Annotated in this window: 14 protein-coding genes and 1 riboswitch; of the genes, 12 read left to right on the top strand and 2 right to left on the bottom strand. The window is 34.8% G+C overall.

Annotation, left to right across the window (positions count from 1 at the left end; all coding sequences use genetic code 11):
- The first annotated feature begins 17 nt into the window (after positions 1–17).
- From FP435_RS00820 to guaA, 5 genes are all read left to right on the top strand, one after another.
- On the top strand, positions 18–2,012 hold the full coding sequence (locus tag FP435_RS00820; RefSeq protein WP_265483872.1) for a PTS fructose transporter subunit IIABC: 1,995 nt from the start codon (positions 18–20) through the stop codon (positions 2,010–2,012).
- Between the two features lie 125 nt (positions 2,013–2,137).
- A complete protein-coding gene (locus tag FP435_RS00825) occupies positions 2,138–2,761 on the top strand; it encodes a metal ABC transporter ATP-binding protein (protein ID WP_265484613.1) in 624 nt (207 codons plus the stop codon).
- Positions 2,761–3,552 (top strand): metal ABC transporter permease, encoded by a 792-nt coding sequence (locus FP435_RS00830; protein ID WP_265483873.1) that lies wholly within the window; start codon positions 2,761–2,763, stop codon positions 3,550–3,552. The genes FP435_RS00825 and FP435_RS00830 overlap by 1 nt, the downstream gene beginning before the upstream one ends.
- A 54-nt stretch (positions 3,553–3,606) precedes the next feature.
- Positions 3,607–3,704: riboswitch (purine riboswitch) on the top strand.
- Between the two features lie 70 nt (positions 3,705–3,774).
- Positions 3,775–4,929, top strand: coding sequence for an IMP dehydrogenase (gene guaB, locus FP435_RS00835; protein ID WP_265483874.1), 1,155 nt, complete (start codon positions 3,775–3,777; stop codon positions 4,927–4,929).
- 14 nt (positions 4,930–4,943) lie between these two features.
- A complete protein-coding gene (gene guaA / locus FP435_RS00840; RefSeq protein ID WP_265483875.1) occupies positions 4,944–6,494 on the top strand; it encodes a glutamine-hydrolyzing GMP synthase in 1,551 nt (516 codons plus the stop codon).
- Positions 6,495–6,623: 129 nt separating this feature from the next.
- Here the strand turns inward: guaA and pepF are convergent, their stop codons facing one another.
- Positions 6,624–8,423 carry an oligoendopeptidase F gene (gene pepF / locus FP435_RS00845; RefSeq protein WP_265483876.1) on the bottom strand — a complete coding sequence of 600 codons (1,800 nt, stop codon included), beginning with the start codon at positions 8,421–8,423 and terminating at the stop codon, positions 6,624–6,626.
- Positions 8,424–8,528: 105 nt separating this feature from the next.
- Here pepF and FP435_RS00850 point away from each other — a divergent pair, with 105 nt between their 5' ends.
- The 7 genes from FP435_RS00850 to FP435_RS00880 all read left to right on the top strand — a co-directional run bounded on the left by FP435_RS00850 (position 8,529) and on the right by FP435_RS00880 (position 15,478).
- Positions 8,529–9,668, top strand: coding sequence for an LCP family protein (locus tag FP435_RS00850; protein ID WP_265483877.1), 1,140 nt, complete (start codon positions 8,529–8,531; stop codon positions 9,666–9,668).
- A 191-nt stretch (positions 9,669–9,859) separates the two neighbouring features.
- The gene (locus FP435_RS00855; RefSeq protein ID WP_265483878.1) at positions 9,860–11,308 is read left to right on the top strand and encodes an ABC-F family ATP-binding cassette domain-containing protein; all 1,449 of its coding nucleotides are present in this window, start codon (positions 9,860–9,862) and stop codon (positions 11,306–11,308) included.
- A 13-nt stretch (positions 11,309–11,321) separates the two neighbouring features.
- A complete protein-coding gene (locus FP435_RS00860) occupies positions 11,322–12,104 on the top strand; it encodes a threonine/serine exporter family protein (RefSeq protein WP_265483879.1) in 783 nt (260 codons plus the stop codon).
- 3 nt (positions 12,105–12,107) lie between these two features.
- The gene (locus FP435_RS00865; protein WP_265484614.1) at positions 12,108–12,578 is read left to right on the top strand and encodes a threonine/serine exporter family protein; all 471 of its coding nucleotides are present in this window, start codon (positions 12,108–12,110) and stop codon (positions 12,576–12,578) included.
- A 255-nt stretch (positions 12,579–12,833) separates the two neighbouring features.
- Positions 12,834–13,340 carry a hypothetical protein gene (locus tag FP435_RS00870; RefSeq protein WP_265483880.1) on the top strand — a complete coding sequence of 169 codons (507 nt, stop codon included), beginning with the start codon at positions 12,834–12,836 and terminating at the stop codon, positions 13,338–13,340.
- Between the two features lie 20 nt (positions 13,341–13,360).
- Complete coding sequence (locus FP435_RS00875; RefSeq protein WP_265483881.1) at positions 13,361–13,990, top strand: LVIS_2131 family protein; 630 nt, start codon at positions 13,361–13,363, stop codon at positions 13,988–13,990.
- Between the two features lie 82 nt (positions 13,991–14,072).
- Positions 14,073–15,478, top strand: a protein-coding gene (locus FP435_RS00880) for an IS3 family transposase (protein ID WP_265483882.1) whose coding sequence is annotated in 2 segments (ribosomal slippage) — positions 14,073–14,553 and positions 14,553–15,478 — 1,407 coding nt in all. Because the reading frame shifts where the segments join, the coding sequence is not laid out codon by codon here.
- Between the two features lie 34 nt (positions 15,479–15,512).
- On the opposite strand, the gene FP435_RS00885 is transcribed toward FP435_RS00880, so the two are convergent.
- Positions 15,513–17,039 (bottom strand): O-antigen ligase family protein, encoded by a 1,527-nt coding sequence (locus tag FP435_RS00885; RefSeq protein WP_265483883.1) that lies wholly within the window; start codon positions 17,037–17,039, stop codon positions 15,513–15,515.
- Between the last annotated feature and the right edge of the window lie 14 nt (positions 17,040–17,053).

Below are 17,053 nucleotides of genomic sequence, written 5' to 3' on the forward strand. Positions count from 1 at the left end.
TAAGAAAGGGAAATGATATGAAAATTGAGGATCTTTTAAGTCCTGATTTAATGATTATGGACCTTAAAGCAACTACTCAAAAGGAAGCTATTAAAGAAATGGCTGACTTAGAAGTAGCGCAAGGGGTTGTAAATAATGAAGATGAATTCATTAAATCAATTTGGGCTCGTGAAAATGAATCAACCACTGGGATTGGTGAAGGAATTGCAATGCCACACGCACGTAATAAATATATTAATCGTGCCGCAGTGCTTTTTGCAAAAAGTCCTAAGGGAATTGACTATAATGCTTTAGATGGTCAACCAGTTCACTTATTCTTTATGATTACAGCTCCAGCTGGTGCTGATAATACTCACTTACAAGCTTTAGCAAAATTATCAAGTTTGTTAATCAATCCCGATGTTGTTAATGCTTTAAAGGCAGCTAAATCACCTGAAGAAGTTATTGATATCTTTAAGTTAGCTGAAGCAGAAAAAGATGCCCAAGATAAAGCTGATGCTGAAGCAAGAAAAGCCGCAGCATCAAAGAAAGACTCAACTCCAGATGATAAAAAGAAACCTTTAATCGTTGGAGTTACTGCATGTATCAACGGTATTGCTCACACCTATATGGCCCAAGAAGCTTTAATTAAAGCCGGTAAAAAGATGGGTGTGGACGTTCGCATTGAAACAAATGGTTCTGAAGGTGTTAAGGATAAATTAACCCCAGAAGAAATTAAAGAAGCTAAGGGTGTTATCATTGCTTCTGATAAAAAGGTTGATATGCCACGTTTCAACGGTAAAGAAGTTGTAATTAAGCCAGTTGTTGATGGGATTAACCACCCTAAAGAATTGATTGAAGATATTTTGGAAAATAAAGCTCCAATTTATCATGCTGATAGCAGTGCTTCAAGTTCTGATGATAGTGGTAAAGAAAAACAAGGTGTTTGGGCAACCATCTACAAACACTTAATGAGTGGTATTAGCCACATGTTGCCATTCATCATTGGTGGTGGTATCTTAATGGCTATTTCCTTCATTGTGGAAAACTACTTTGCTGGTGGAGCAAACAATCCAGCATTTATTTTCTTAAACAATGCAGGTAATATGGCCTTTGCTTTCATGGTACCAGTACTAGCTGCTTATATCGCTGAATCAATTGGTGATTTACCAGCCTTAATGCCAGGTTTTGTTGGTGGTTTTATGGCTACAGTTTATGGTGGCGCATATGGTGGCACTTACACAGCCAGTGTAATGGGTGCTAAAACTGCTTCACCATCAGGATTCTTAGGTGGACTTGCTGCAGGTTTCTTAGCAGGTTACATTATGGTCTTGCTTAAGAAGATCTTTGCTAAGTTACCAAAATCTGTTGAAGGTATGAAGCCAATGCTTCTATATCCAATCTTGGGATTATTGATTATTGCTTTGTTAATGTACTACATTGTAAACCCAATTTTCTCAGGAATTAACTTAGCTATTACTCACTTCTTAAACAGTATGGGTACTGCTAACTTAGCTATTTTGACTACTGTTCTTGCAGCCATGATGGCTATTGATATGGGTGGTCCTTTCAACAAGGCTGCTTACGTATTTGCTTCCGGTGCATTTGCTAACGATCCAAAATCAGTTACTGCTGCTATCTTAATGGCTGCTGTTATGGTTGGAGGAATGGTTCCACCATTTGCTACTGCGATTGGTACTACTTTCTTTAAGAATAAATACACTAAGGAAGAACGTCGTGCAGGAGTTTCAAACTGGGTACTAGGATTTTCATTCATTACTGAAGGTGCAATTCCATTTGCTGTAGCAGACCCAGGTCGTGTTATTCCATCATGTATGATTGGTTCAGGTATTGCTGGTGCTTTAGTAGGAATTTGGCATGTTGGAGTTCCTGCTCCTCACGGTGGATTCTGGGTATCACCACTTGCAACTAATATTTGGGGTTACTTCTTATCAGTTATTATCGGTTCAATTTTAGCTGGTGTAATTATGAGTCTTTGGAAGAAACCTGTATCTGAAGATCCAGATGAATAAACAATTAGATTCAAAAGAAAAAGTACTACGGTGTCGTAGTGCTTTTTCTTTTGTGGTAAGATTAATTACATTAGAAAGGATGGGTGAAATTGGAAAATACCGCATTGACTGTTGAGAACTTATCAATGAAATTTGAGGATAAAATAGTTTTCAAGAATGTCAACTTTACTTTAGAAAAAGGTTCAATGACTGCGCTATTAGGTGCAAATGGAACTGGGAAAACAACCTTAATTAGAATTTTGATGGGTATGATTCATCCAACTAGTGGGAAAGTAACATTTTCTCCGGATACTAAAATTGGCTATGTTCCGCAGTTTAGGAATTTAGAAGCAGACTATCCCTTGTCAATTAAATCTTTTATCGAACTTAATACACCTTTATTTAAAAATAAAAAAATTAAAGAGCGTGTAAATCACATTTTACAAGAAACTAATTTAACTGAAATTCAAAATACTCGAATGGGAGAGGCTTCCGGAGGGCAAAAACAGCGTGCCTATTTAGCTCAGGCCTTAATTAATAATCCTAATTTTATTATTTTGGATGAAGCAACTGCAAGTTTAGATCCGAATGCTAAGGAAGAATTAATGGCTTTAATAAAGCATTTGAATGAAGAACACGGCATCACTGTGTTGTTTACTACCCATGATATTCCTTTAGCAAGAAAATATATGAAGGATTATTTGCTTTTTGAAAATAAAGAAATGCAGGCTGGAAAGATGGCAAACTTTAATAAGGAGGGAAGTGAGTAATGGTCTCATATGCATTTATGCGCTATGCTTTTTTAGCAAGTACATTTATTGCTATAACCTGTGGTGTAGTAGGAGTATATGTAGTAGCGCGTAGTTATAGTTTTTTAGCCCATACTTTGTCTGAAATTGGATTTGCTGGTGGTGCGTTTGCGGCCTTTTTTGGTTGGCAACCGTTATGGGGAATGCTTTTGTTTACGTTATTAGGATCCTTAGGTGTAGGAGAATTAACCCTTAAAACTAACCAAAAAGAATCTGCAATTTCAGCCATAAGTGCCCTTTTTATTGGGTTAGGTGTCTTATTTTTAGCTATTTCAGGTGAAAACAGCCGCTACGCTACTAGTATCTTATTTGGGAGTATTATTGGTGTTGATCGTTCTGGTGTAATTCAGATGGTCATCTTATCAATTATTGTCTTAGTGCTCATTGCAGCAGTCTTAAGGAGTCTAAATTATGATTCCTTTGATCCGATTGGAGCAAAAAGTCATCACTTGAATACAGGTTTAGTCTCAATAATTTTTTTAATTGTATTGGCAATGGCTGTAGCGATTGGATCGCAGATTGTTGGGTCATTATTAGTATTTATTTTGTTGACTCTACCATCGTCTACTGCTCGTTATTTAGGACGCAGTATCGGCTCGATGACTATTTGGTCAATTGGAATTGCTCTTTTTGGAGTATGGGTAGGATTAGTTTTGGGTTATTTGACAAATTTACCAGTAACCTTCTTCATTTCAATGATTGAGGTTGTAATTTATCTGGTAGCTTATTTTATCCATCGTTTAAGAAAGTAGCTTATGTTTTTCGTAACTTGCTTGATAGGAAAAAACATGCTAAACTGTTAAACAATTATTTAAATAAAATTCACTTATATAACGTCGAAATATGGTCGACAGTCTCTACCCAGAACCGGAAATTCTGGACTATAGGTCAATACCAAAGCTTTATTGCCTTAGAGACAATAAAGCTTTTTTTATCGGAATAAGTGAAAATTAAGTTTTTGAAAGGATATTACAATGAGTACATGGGAAGATAAATTTGCTAAAAAAGGCTTAACATTTGATGATGTGTTACTTATTCCAGCTGAAAGTCATGTTTTGCCTAATGAAGTTGAACTGGGAGTTGAGCTAGCCCCAAACTTGAAGTTACATTTACCATTAATTTCGGCAGGGATGGATACAGTTACTGAAGCACAAATGGCAATTGCAATGGCTGAAAATGGTGGCTTAGGTGTTATTCATAAAAATTTATCTATTCCAGCGCAGGCGCAAGAGGTCGTAACTGTAAAATCTAAAACTATTAATAAAGATCTACCGCATCCGAGTTTAGATAAAAATAATCGTCTGCTTGTAGCAGCGGCTGTTGGGATTACGAGTGATACTTTTGAAAGAGCAAATGGTTTAATTAAAGCCGGTGTAGATGCCATTGTTATTGATACAGCTCATGGTCATTCAGCCGGTGTCTTGCGAAAAATTGCAGAGATCCGGAAACATTTTTCAGATATTACTTTAATTGCGGGAAATGTAGCTACTCAAAGTGGAGCAGAGGCGCTATTTGAAGCCGGTGTTGATGTTGTCAAAGTAGGTATTGGTCCTGGTTCAATTTGTACTACACGAGTAGTAGCAGGTGTAGGAGTACCACAGATTACAGCAATTTATGATGCTGCTCAAGCTGCTAAAAAGTATCATAAAACAATCATTGCGGATGGTGGAATAAAGTACTCAGGAGATGTGGTAAAAACATTGGCAGCAGGCGGAAATGCTGTCATGCTAGGCTCTATGCTTTCAGGAACTACGGAAGCTCCGGGAACAATTTTTGTAAATGAAGGGAAAAAATACAAATCTTATCGTGGCATGGGCTCAATTGGGGCCATGTCACAGCAACATGGATCTTCCGATCGTTATTTCCAAGGTGGGGTTAATGAAGCTAATAAATTAGTTCCTGAAGGAATTGAAGCTTTGGTCCCTTATAAAGGTGATGTAAGTGACATTATTTATCAAATTGATGGAGGCCTGCGAGCAGGAATGGGATATGTAGGAGCAAAAGATATTCACGAATTAATTGAGGAAAGTCAATTTGTTCAAATTACTAATGCTGGTTTGCGTGAATCACATCCCCATGATGTTCAAATTGCCAAAAGTGCCCCTAACTATAGCAACAATATCCATTAAGAAAGAGGTTTCAAGTGGAAAACACACATAAAGATTTTGATAAAATAATAGTATTAGATTTTGGGAGTCAATATAATCAATTAATTACTAGACGCTTACGTGATTTTGGCATTTATTCAGAACTTTTACCTCATGATATTTCACTAGATAAAATTAAGGAAATAAATCCTAAGGGAATCATTTTCTCAGGTGGGCCCAATAGTGTTTATGATGCAGAAGCTTTTAAAGTGGATCCAAAGATTTTTAATTTAGGAATTCCAATTTTAGGAATTTGTTACGGGATGCAATTAATCGCTCACAACTTAGGTGGTAAAGTTGAAAAAGCACCTAACTCAGAATATGGTCGGGCAGAAATTGAAGTAGTCGCTAAAAATTCGCTTTTATTTAAAGGTCTACCAACTAAGCAAGAAGTTTGGATGAGTCATGGCGATTTGGTTACGCAAGTACCAACAGGTTTTGAAAAAGTAGCTAAATCTGACAATTGTCCGATTGCTGCTATTGAAAATCATGAGAAAAATATTTATGGCATCCAATTTCACGCTGAAGTTCGTAACTCAGAATATGGGCTCGACATTTTGAAAAATTTTGCCTTTGAAATTTGTCATGCAAAAGCTAACTGGACGATGGATGATTTTATTGAAGTAGAAATTGAAAATATCCGTAAACAAGTTGGTGATAAAAAAGTTATCTTAGGACTTTCTGGAGGCGTAGATTCTAGTGTTACTGCAACTTTATTACATCGAGCAATTGGTGATCAATTAACAGCAATTTTTGTTGATCATGGGATGCTGAGAAAAGGTGAAAGTAACCAAGTCATGACTGCTTTAAGTCGCGATTTAGGTGTGAATATTATTCGCGTTGATGCCGGAGATAGATTTTTGAGTAAGTTAAAGGGCGTTACTGATCCTGAACAGAAACGTAAGATAATTGGAAAAGAATTTATTGATGTATTCAATGAAGAAGCTCAAAAATTAACTGATGTAGACTTTTTAGCTCAGGGAACACTTTATACTGATATTATTGAAAGTGGAACAAGTACTGCGCGAACAATTAAATCTCATCATAATGTTGGGGGCTTGCCTAAGGATATGAAATTTAAATTGATTGAACCATTGCGTAAGTTATTCAAAGATGAAGTACGTGAACTTGGTGAAAAATTAGGTATTCCCCATGAACTTGTGTGGCGCCAACCATTCCCAGGTCCAGGTTTAGGAATTAGGGTAATTGGGGAAGTAACACCAGAAAAATTAGAAATTGTTCGTGATAGTGATGCAATTTTACGTGATGAAATTAAAAAAGCTGGTTTAGATAAGTCCATTTGGCAGTACTTTACTGTTTTACCAGGGATGCGTTCTGTTGGTGTCATGGGGGATGGGCGCACTTATGAGTATACAATTGGAATTCGTGCCGTATCTTCAATTGATGGAATGACAGCAGATTTTGCTCAAATTCCTTGGGATGTTTTAAGCAGAATTTCTACTCGAATCGTTGATGAAGTTCCTAATATTAATCGAGTGGTCTATGATATTACTTCTAAGCCACCAGCAACAATTGAATGGGAATAAAAGAATTAATAGAACATAATGCAAAAAAGCCCCAACTTATGTTGGAGCTTTTTTTCTGTAACCAATCTTAACTATTGTCTTGATTAGCTAACGGTTTAACCGTTTTTCTTCAAAAGTATCCTAGACATTTTATAATGTATTAGTCAAGTTTTCTAATTCATTGAGTCTCTTTTCAAAAGTATTAAAGGTATTTTCAAGGTAATCTGGTTTCGTCATATCCACACCAGCTTTTTTTACTAAATTAACTGGATAATCGGAAGAACCAGCTTTTAAAAATTCAAGGTATTTATCCCGTTGCGTAGAATCGCCATGCATAATGCCATCTGCCAAAGCGGAAGCAGCTGCAAAGCCAGTAGCATATTGGTAAACGTAAAAGTTATAGTAAAAATGTGGAATCCGACTCCATTCCATCGCAATATCACCACCTGGTTCGACATCTTTACCGTAGTAGCGACTATTTAAGTTTGAATAAGCATTATTTAAAGTTTCTGCAGTAAGTGGAATTCCTTGGCTATCAGCTTCATGAATGAATTGCTCAAATTCAGCAAATTGTGTTTGACGAAAGAGAGTGCCTTTAACAGCATCTAAATAATAATTTAGGACAAAAGCCCGAGTTTTAGGATCTTGAATATTTTCTAGGAAATATTCCGTTAAAAGATTTTCATTAGTAGTTGAAGCAATTTCAGCAACAAAAATAGGGTAGTCACCATAGATATAAGGTTGCGTTTGTCGAGTGTACATTGAATGAACTGAATGGCCTGTTTCATGGACTAAGGTATAGAGAGAATCGACATCATTTGTCCAGTTAAGAAGCTCATACGCATCAGTATCATAAGACCCACCAGAGTATGCGCCAGTGACTTTTCCTTTTGATTCGATAGGATCAATTACACGATTATTAAAAATATAATCAACTTGTTTTAAATAATCATCTCCTAAAATCGCAAGTGCTTTTTTAGCTTCAATTTTTGCCTCTTCAAAGTTATATGATAAGGCAGGCTTTCCAGTTAGGGGTACATACATATCATACATTTGTAAATCAGGCAGACTTAATATTTTTTTGCGCAAAGCAATATAACGATGAAAAAGTGGTAGATGCTCATTAACTTGTTTAATCAAGGTATCATAAACAATATTAGGAATATTATTAGCAGCTAAAGAAGCTTCTTTAGCTGAGTTATAGTTATGAACTTGAGCCTGGTAATTTTGCATTTTGACATTTCCTGCTAAAGTTGAAGCAAGGGTATTGTTAAATTGAGCATAACTATCATATAAAGTAGTAAAAGCATTTTTACGCACAGATCGGTTGGCCGATTGAATCAAAGTTGAGTAAATTCCTTCTGATAATTGAACCATTTCGCCACTATCATCCTGAGTAAAGCCGTATTCAATATCAGAATTAGTTAAAATATTAAAAGTATTGGCAGAACTATTAAGTGCACTGCTTGCATCAGCAATTATCTTTTCTTTATCTGCGGATAAGGTATGAGGGCGCTTTTTGGTAAGTTCTTCAAATTTATGGGTAAAAAGTTCAAGTCGTGGATCATCCTCAATAAATTGAGTTAATGTTTTTTCGTCAATTTCCAAAATTGCTGGATCTACAAAGGCACTATTAGCGTTCATTTTAGTAACTAAATCTTGAACTTGTGCAACATAACCTAAATAGTGGGTATTTGTAGTGTCAGCATCACTAGACAAAGTAGCATAGCTATAAAGCTTTTCTAGCTGGCGCTCAATTGAAGTGATGGCTGTTAGCCCGTTATATAGATTTGTTGCTGATTGGGTAAAATTCTGACTATAAGTTGGAATCTTAGCAATTTTCTGAGAAATATTTTTAAATTCTTCTTCCCATTCTTGGTCGTTTTTAAAAATGCGACTTAGATCCCATTTTAAAGAATCGCTAACTTCGTTTCTTGTTGGTAATACCATAAAAATTCTCCTTTTTTAAAAATAATTATAAGCTATTAGTTAGGACTTGCGAAATAGGAAAAGTTTGTCGATAATTAAAATGTGTGAAAAAGGGAGAAAATAGGAATGCAGCCTCAAAAGAGTAAAAAGAAGAAGCCAAAGAAGCTAAAGAGAAATAGTTTTTTTGCTGCGGAAGCGACAAAGATCAAAAAAGGGAAAAAATTTCCTAAATTTTTAGGATTAATTGGCATTATCGTATTAGGAATAGGAATTGCGTACTTTGTAAGAATTTATTTTGCAGCTCTTTCAAGTGCACAAGATGCTTATCATCCTGGGAAAAACACTTCAACTGCCATCATTAATAAAAAGCCGATTTCAATTTTGATTTTGGGAGTAGATCAAGGAATTGAAGGACGTCATGACCGTGGAAATTCAGATACAATGATTTTAGCAACTTTGAATCCACAGAAGCAAAAAGCCACCATGACCTCAATTCCTCGTGATTTACTTGTAGATGTTCAAGGCGATGGTAAAGATGGCGGGAAATACTTTATGTTTAGAATTAATTCTGCCTATCAAGTAGGTGGTTCAGAGGCATCAGCAGCCACAGTTTCGAAATTATTAAATACTCCTGTTGATTATACAATGGAAGTTCAAATGGATGCCTTAAAAAATTTAGTAGACGCCTTAGGTGGAGTTGATGTTAAAGTACCATTTACTTTTACCTATAACGACCATTTTAAAAAAGGTTGGCGTCACTTAAGTGGGTCACAAGCTTTGAATTATGTTCGCATGCGTCATGATGATCCTCGCGGAGATTATGGACGTCAAAAGCGGCAACGCCAAGTGATTCAAGCCATTGTCAAAAAAGGGATGAATGTGAATGTGATGAGTGGAAATTATCGTAAAATTTTGAAAGTTTTTTCAAAATATGTTCGCACTAACCTAACAGCGGATGATATGACGGCTATTGCAATGAATTATCGCTCTGCAGGTAAAAACGTTAAGAGTGGCTACATTCAAGGACACGATGCTTGGATAGGGGATGCCGCTATGCAAGTTGCTCCAACTTCTGTATTACAGCATACTTCTGATTTAACAAGAACTAACTTAGATTTATCAAAAGAAAAATTAGAAAATGAGGAAACAAGACAAAATAAGCTACAAAAAGATCTTGATTGGAAAGATCCTTCAGCATTTGAAAATTATGTAGTTTACGATCAAAATTCTGATACTATTCCTTATTCAAGTAGCAGTAGCAAATAAAAAAGGAAGCTAGTAATGAAACTAGTTTCCTTTTTCTTATGTATCTGTTGATAAGTCTATCTTAGTATTTTTTTTAATTAAGTCAACCAATTTTAAATAATTTGTGGTAAAAATACTAATTATTGGTAAGATGAAGAAAGCAATGAATCGCATAAAATTATTATTAAATAACCTGAACTTACGGAGGAAATATGAGCTTATTAACTGTTAAAGATGTAAGTCAAACTTTTGTTGATAAAACTTTATATGAAAATGCAAGTTTTGTTTTAAATAAAGAAGATCACATGGGTGTAACTGGCCAAAATGGTGTGGGAAAGTCGACCTTAATTAGAATGTTAACAGGAGAAATTACCCAAGATAGCGGTCAAATTAAGTGGCAAAATAAAATTAAAGTAGGATATTTAGATCAATATGCTAAATTAACCCCTGGAATGACAATTAAACAATTTTTGCAAACAGCTTTTAGTGAACTTTTTGAAAAAGAAAAAGAATTTTATGATATTGATACCAAAATAGAACGTGTGGCTACAGGATTAGGATTAGCTGAAGTAGGGTTTGAGCATGATGTCGAAAAATTGTCAGGTGGTCAGCGGTCAAAATTAATTTTGGCTAAGCTATTGCTTCAAAGTCCAGATGTTTTGGTGTTAGATGAACCAACAAACTATCTTGATGTTAATCATATTGATTGGCTAGCAGATTACTTAAATGATTTTGAGGGAGCTTTTATCGTTGTCTCTCATGATTATGATTTTTTAGGACGAATAACTAATTGCATAATTGATATTGATTTTGGAACTATTACCCGTTATAGTGGTGATTTAAAACATGCTATGCGGCAAAAAGAAGCAGATCGAGAAAGTTATTTGAAAGCTTATGCTAATCAGCAGCGAAAAATCAAAAAAACAGAAGCTTACATTCGAAAAAATAAGGCTGGATCACGATCAAAGAGTGCAAAGTCACGTGAAAGACAGCTCTCTAAGATGGAACTTTTAAATCCTCCTAAAACTAATAAAAAGGCTCATGTTGTTTTCCCTTATGTAGCAACAGCTTCCAATTTATTACTTCAAACACGTGATTTGGTAATTGGATATGATAAAGCTTTAGTTAAGTCGGCTTTTAATTTTAGCGTTGGAAATGGTGAAAAAGTAGCAGTCACTGGTTTTAATGGAATTGGAAAAACTACCTTACTTAAAACTTTATTGGGAAAATTAAAACCGATCTATGGCTCTTTTGAGCTTTCTACTACTGCTAAATTAGCCTATTTTAAACAAGATTTAGCTTGGCCAAATAAGAACATGACTCCCTTACAATATTTGCAAGAAGAATTTCCTCGTTTACGTCCAAGAGAACTTCGCCAAAGCTTAGCACGAATGGGGTTAACTGCCCAACAAGCAATGAGTCCGCTCAAGGAACTTTCAGGAGGAGAACAAGAAAAAGTTAAATTAGCCCAGATGGCCTTTGAACCTGCCAATTTATTATTTTTAGATGAGCCAACTAACCACTTAGATGTTGCTACTAAAGATTCATTGCGCAAGGCGATTGAAGCATTTTCAGGTGGGGTAATTATCGTAAGTCACGAGCGTGATTTTTTCCGGGGAGATTGGATTGATAAAACAATTGACATTGAAAATATGCAGTAATTGAGGTTAAGAGATGACACAAACAAAATTAGCTGAAAAGCAAGCGGATGAGATTTTAGATACTTGCTTAAAAGCAGGACGGCTGATGCTTGAAGGTGGAAGTGAAATTTACCGTGTTGAAGACACAATGCTCCGAATTGCACATAATGCCGGAGTAGAAGAAGCACGCTGCTTTATTACGCCCACAGGAATCTTCATGAGTTTAGGTCAGCATTCCTATACTCAAATTACCCAGGTAAAGAATCGGAATATTAATTTAGAGCTAGTAGATCGTGTTAATGAGCTTTCACGAAAATTCGCAGCCAAAGAAATTACGCTAAAACAGCTACGGAAAAAATTGCAAGAAATATCTCGTGCACTCCCAGATTTTCCAATTTGGCTTCAAATATTGGGGGCAACGATTATGAGTCCAACATTAATGATTTTGTTTATGGGAGCATATGATTGGGCAGATTTTTTACCAGCAGCGATTATTGGTGGAGGAAGCTATGGCTTTTTCTTGGGGATGAAGCGTTACACAAGTGTGAGATTTTTAGCAGAATTAGTAACTGCAATCGTTATGGCAACCAGTACGATTTGCTTATGCCACTTATTGCCAATTTTAAAAGTAGATAATATTATTATTGGAGCCTTAATGACTTTAGTTCCAGGTGTGGCAATTACAAATGCTTTGCGAGACCTTTTCACTGGTGATCTGTTATCGGGAATTTCACGAGCAGTAGAAGCCTTGCTAACCGCTGTAGCACTTGGAGGAGGAATTGGGTTTGCGATTAAAGTATTTGCAGGAGGGCTTTAAATGATACCATCTTGGTTAGATGTTTTAATTAATCTTTCGTTTTCCTGGATTGCCTCTGTTGGGTTTGCACTGATTATTAATGTTCCACATCGTGCATTAGTTGCTTGTGGAATTACCGGAGCCAGTGGGTGGATGGTTTATTGGTTTGGGACCCAAGCTAGTTTTGGTAGACTTGGATCTAACTTATTAGGTGCTTTTACAATTGGAATTTTAGGATATATGTTTGCAATTAGAAAAAAATGTCCTGCAATAATCTTTAATATTCCTGGAATTGTAACCTTGGTTCCGGGCGTGCCTGCCTATCAAGCTGTCCGTGCCTTAGTTAGTGGTCAGTTATCCGAAGGGGAAGATTTGTTATTAAAAGTAGCAATTGTTACAATTGCGATTGCGATGGGCTTTATGTTAGCTCAATTAGTAATTGAATTCTTTTTTAAATATAAAAATGGTAGAAAAAGGAAACGTAATATGTTATAATATTTGTTAGCGACGAGTCGAGGAAAAACGCGAAGTGCGTTCTTTGACAAAAGACATCTAAGTTTAGATACTAAAACACGGGAAGTGTTGATGTTGGGCTACTTCGGTTGTGAAACGAAGACCCTGAGATATATTTATATCTTCTTTGCTTGAGAGAGGTTGGAATTTCCAATCTCTTTTTTGTTTTTCTTGAAACTTTTGTCTTAATCAATTATGGTTAATAAAAGAAATAATGTGAAAAGGAACAGATTTACTGTGAAAATTAATCAAGAAGCAATTACCAAAAAAATTGAAGATCAAGATTATTTACAGGATTTAGAAACTGTAAAATATAGTGAACTAAATAAAACAAAAATCAAAAAATTTGCTAGTAAAATGATTCAAGAAGTTGTGCAAGCTAGCAACCATGATTCATTGATTCAAACGCAGTTAGCAGTTAGTGGACAGCGACCAGTAACATTTGCTTTGGAAAGTAATATTATTAACTTGCCATTTGCCAACTATAAGAAGATTAGTAACTTTTTTGATGATGAGACCTCAGTCCCAGTAAATATTTATTTTGAAACAATTTCAGACTATATTAATGTTTCGCATTTTAGAATTGATATTTTGGCAAGTGTAGATGAAATAGTTGCTGACGCAGAAAAATTTAGTGAAATTTTGGCAGAAAATATTGTTGAAAAATTAAAAGAAGTTCGCTCTTATAAAAAGCCAGAACCAACAACTAAAAAAACTGCAGCCAAAAAGGAAACTAGTAAGTAAAGAAAAGTGAAGGATTTAAAATGAGCATTGGTTGGAATATCTTAGGAATTATTGCCTGGTTGGCAATTGTTTTGTATTTAGTATTTATTGTGCAAAACATTCGTAAGCGACATTTAATGATGATTGTTAGGGATCGCAAACGCTTTGAATGGAAAACAACATTTGTAGATGCGATTGAAGTTTTTATCTTTTTAGCAGCTACAAGTGGAATGATCTTTTTAACTTTCTTTAGTCAACCAGTTTTAGAAGATAATACTTTAATTACTAGTGAGGTGGAGTATCAGCCACTAATTTTAAGTACTAACAGTCACAAGTCATACTATGTGACAGCTAATTCTGATAAAGGGATGCGTCCAGTTCAGACTTATAATTTTTACAGCAATGGCAGTCGTTATACTGTAAAAAGTACTTACGCTACTATTTCTGATGGTACAGATCCTAAAAATATAGCATCTAACGTTATTCCATTTTCAACCAAGGCTTTAAAAAATGCAGATAAGGAATATCAAAAAGCTTACGTCGCCATTTATACAGCAACCTATAAAAAGAACTGGTACAATGGCTTAGCCCTTCATAGTGGTCGACAAGCTACTAAATATTACTTAATTCGCGTTCCAGATCGGACCTTTGTTAAAGAAGTAACTCACTAATTTGAGCATAAAAAAGAATCTGCTTAGTCTGAAGTGCCTCATAATTGTTAGACATAGATCTAACGATTGTGAGGTATTTTTTATGACTAAATATTCTAATGGGTTCAAAATTAAGATTGTTTCTGAATTCTTTAATCATCAAGATTCAATAAAGGGATTAAGTAGAAAGTACAATATTCCTTACTCTATGGTATATAAATGGATTCATCAGGCTAATGAAAATGGCCTTGAATCTCTTAAAATTAAACATAAGAAGATGAACTATTCTCCTGAGTTTAAGTTAAATGTGGTACGCTATTATTTAAATAATCCTAATTTAGGAATAACTCCAGTAGCTGCCAAGTTCAATATAAATTCTTCTCAGGTTTACACTTGGGTTAATAAGTTTAAAAAAGAAGGTATGGCTGGTTTACTTCCTAAGCAGAAAGGACATCCATCCAACATGCCTAAGAAACCTAAAAAGAAACAAGCTCAAAAGATAAAACTTAGTGAGAAGCAAAAATATGAAGAGAAGATTATTAAACAAGAAGCGGAAATCGAAAAATTAAAACTGGAGAATCTTGTCTTAAAAAAAGTGGCTGCCCGATATCCTCGCTATCCAACAAAGAAAAAACGCTAATTATCAAGGATATTCGGGCTAAAGTGCCAACTGTAAAGCTGAATACCTTATTTAGTCTGCTTAAGCTTAATCGAAAAACATATTATGATAACTTAAAAAATCGAATTAATAAGTGCGATAAATACGCTAAAGTTAAGAAAGAAATTAATCATATTTATTATGATGAAAGTAATGAAACATACGGTTATCGGCGTATTTGGGGCGCTTTAAAAGATACTGGTATCAATCTTGCTAAGGAAACTGTTCGTAAAATTATGCGTGATATGGGTATTAAAACCATGATTTATCATAAGAATACAGCTAAGTACAGTTCTTATAAAGGTAGCGTTGGCAAAAAGGCTCCTAATATTCTTAATCAGATCTTTGATGAGACTATCCCTTATAAGGTCTTGCATACCGATGTAACAGAATACAAATTAACTAATGGCAAAAAAGTCTATATTTCACCAATAGTTGATGAAGCATCTCTGGAAATACTGGCTTGTGCAGTTAGTTACTCTCCTGAGATGAAGACTATTTATAGGATGCTTGATGAACTTGAAGTAAATTTACCAAAAGATGCACGACCAATTTTACATTCTGATCAAGGTTTTCAATATCAAAATGCTGGTTATCAAGCCCGTCTTAAAGAAATGAATATTACACAAAGCATGTCTAGAAAAGGAAATTGTCATGATAATGCGCCAGGTGAAACTATATTCAACCTAATGAAAAGAGAATGCCTAAATCGACTTAAGATTGGCTCTCTTGAAGAGATGAAGCAAGTGTTAAGTAAGTATGTCACTTGGTTTAATAATATTCGTCGTTCCAATAAATTAAAATACACGACTCCTGTAAAATACAGAAATCGTGTATTATCAAGTATTTAAAATTTTATAAAGTGTCTAACTTTCTTATGGCACTTCAGTCTGCAGATTCTTTTTTTGTAATTAAACTTAACATATAACCGGTGAAAAATCCTAATAAAATAGTTGCGGTTAAAAAGTCCATCACATTTCCTGAATAAAAGGCAGCCACTAAGCAAATTCCATTTGCCAGTAACAGAGCTGAATTTAATAATTTATGATTATTTTTATTGTTGACCCAGGCAATAAGAGCGTAAATTTCACTAATAATATATATTCCAAGAAATAGGATTGCTCCTATCCACCCTAAACTATAGGATTGATAAATAAAATCGCGTTCCAAATTGAAAATATTAGAAGTCCGAGCATAGGAAATTCCTAGCCAGCGGTCGCCGGAATTGTTGTTATATTTTACAACCTGATTTAACATTGCTTGTTCAGTAAAACGGTTGTTAAGGCGAGTTAAGGTTGAAGTCCCAGTCATCAAACCATACCAAAATTCAGGATCATTTTTATAGGAGTATGATTTTTTGACAAATTTTTCATCTAAGCTGTAGTGGCGGTAGTTTTCCTTAATGAAAGACTTTAAATACTGCTCTCGCTCAGATTTTGTTTTAGTCTTTTTAAGACCGGTAGCTAATTTCTTATTAAGGACAGGTTCACTGTATTTTGTCCCCTTTTCACGCTCTAACATCATCGCATCAGCCTTTTGACGAGCAATCATTGGACTAGCAGGAATAATAGCTAAGTAAATTCCTCCAAGTGCAATTAGACAAGTAATAATTTTCCAAGAAAAGTGAATATTTTTAAAGATAAAAGCATGAATAAAATAAAGAATAAACCAAGCTGCAAGGACAATAATAAAACCAAGAGTTGAAGTTTTAGTCCCCAGCATCAACATGCTCCAACCTAATAAAAATACCAAAATTCCATTGATCCAATTGAAATTTTTGATAAAAAAGTAAATCATTAAAGCTGCTAGCATAAATAAGATAGCAGATAGGGTATTAGCAAAGTAAAAAAATCCTTTTGAAGCAGTTAAAGTGTAGGAAAGGTAGTGGGGAGTAAACCACGCAAAAAAGTTAGCACCAATTCGCCCATCACCATAAGAGCGTAAAGAAATTACTAAAAGATTGGTAATTACAATTATTCCCGAAAAAGTTCCTACTAAAATTTGTACTAGGTGCTCAATAGTTTGCTCGCTGAATTTTAAATATTTAGTAATGTATAAAACTATTAACGGTAAAAACATTCTAACAAGATAGAAAATTTCTGCAGTTAGTGAGTAATGATAGCTAGTTGCTGAAAGTGACTTAAATTGAGCTACATGTACTAAGTGACATATACAGTACAGAGTAAGGATAATCAAGTAACCAATTATCCACCATTGCCGCTTAAGAAGTCGCCAGCTTTGTTTTTTACTTAAATACATCCCTGCCAAAAATATAATTCCAATTATTCGAATGATGGTTGGAAACGAAAAAGGTAAGATTTCTGATAGTGGAGGAGTATTAAGCCAGTAGAAATCTAAAAAGGGTTGAATTAAAATAAACCAAAATAAAAATTTCTGAATTTTTTTTTGCATAAAATTGAATTCCT

The organism is Lactobacillus sp. PV037 (assembly GCF_014522345.1).
Lineage (GTDB): Bacteria > Bacillota > Bacilli > Lactobacillales > Lactobacillaceae > Lactobacillus.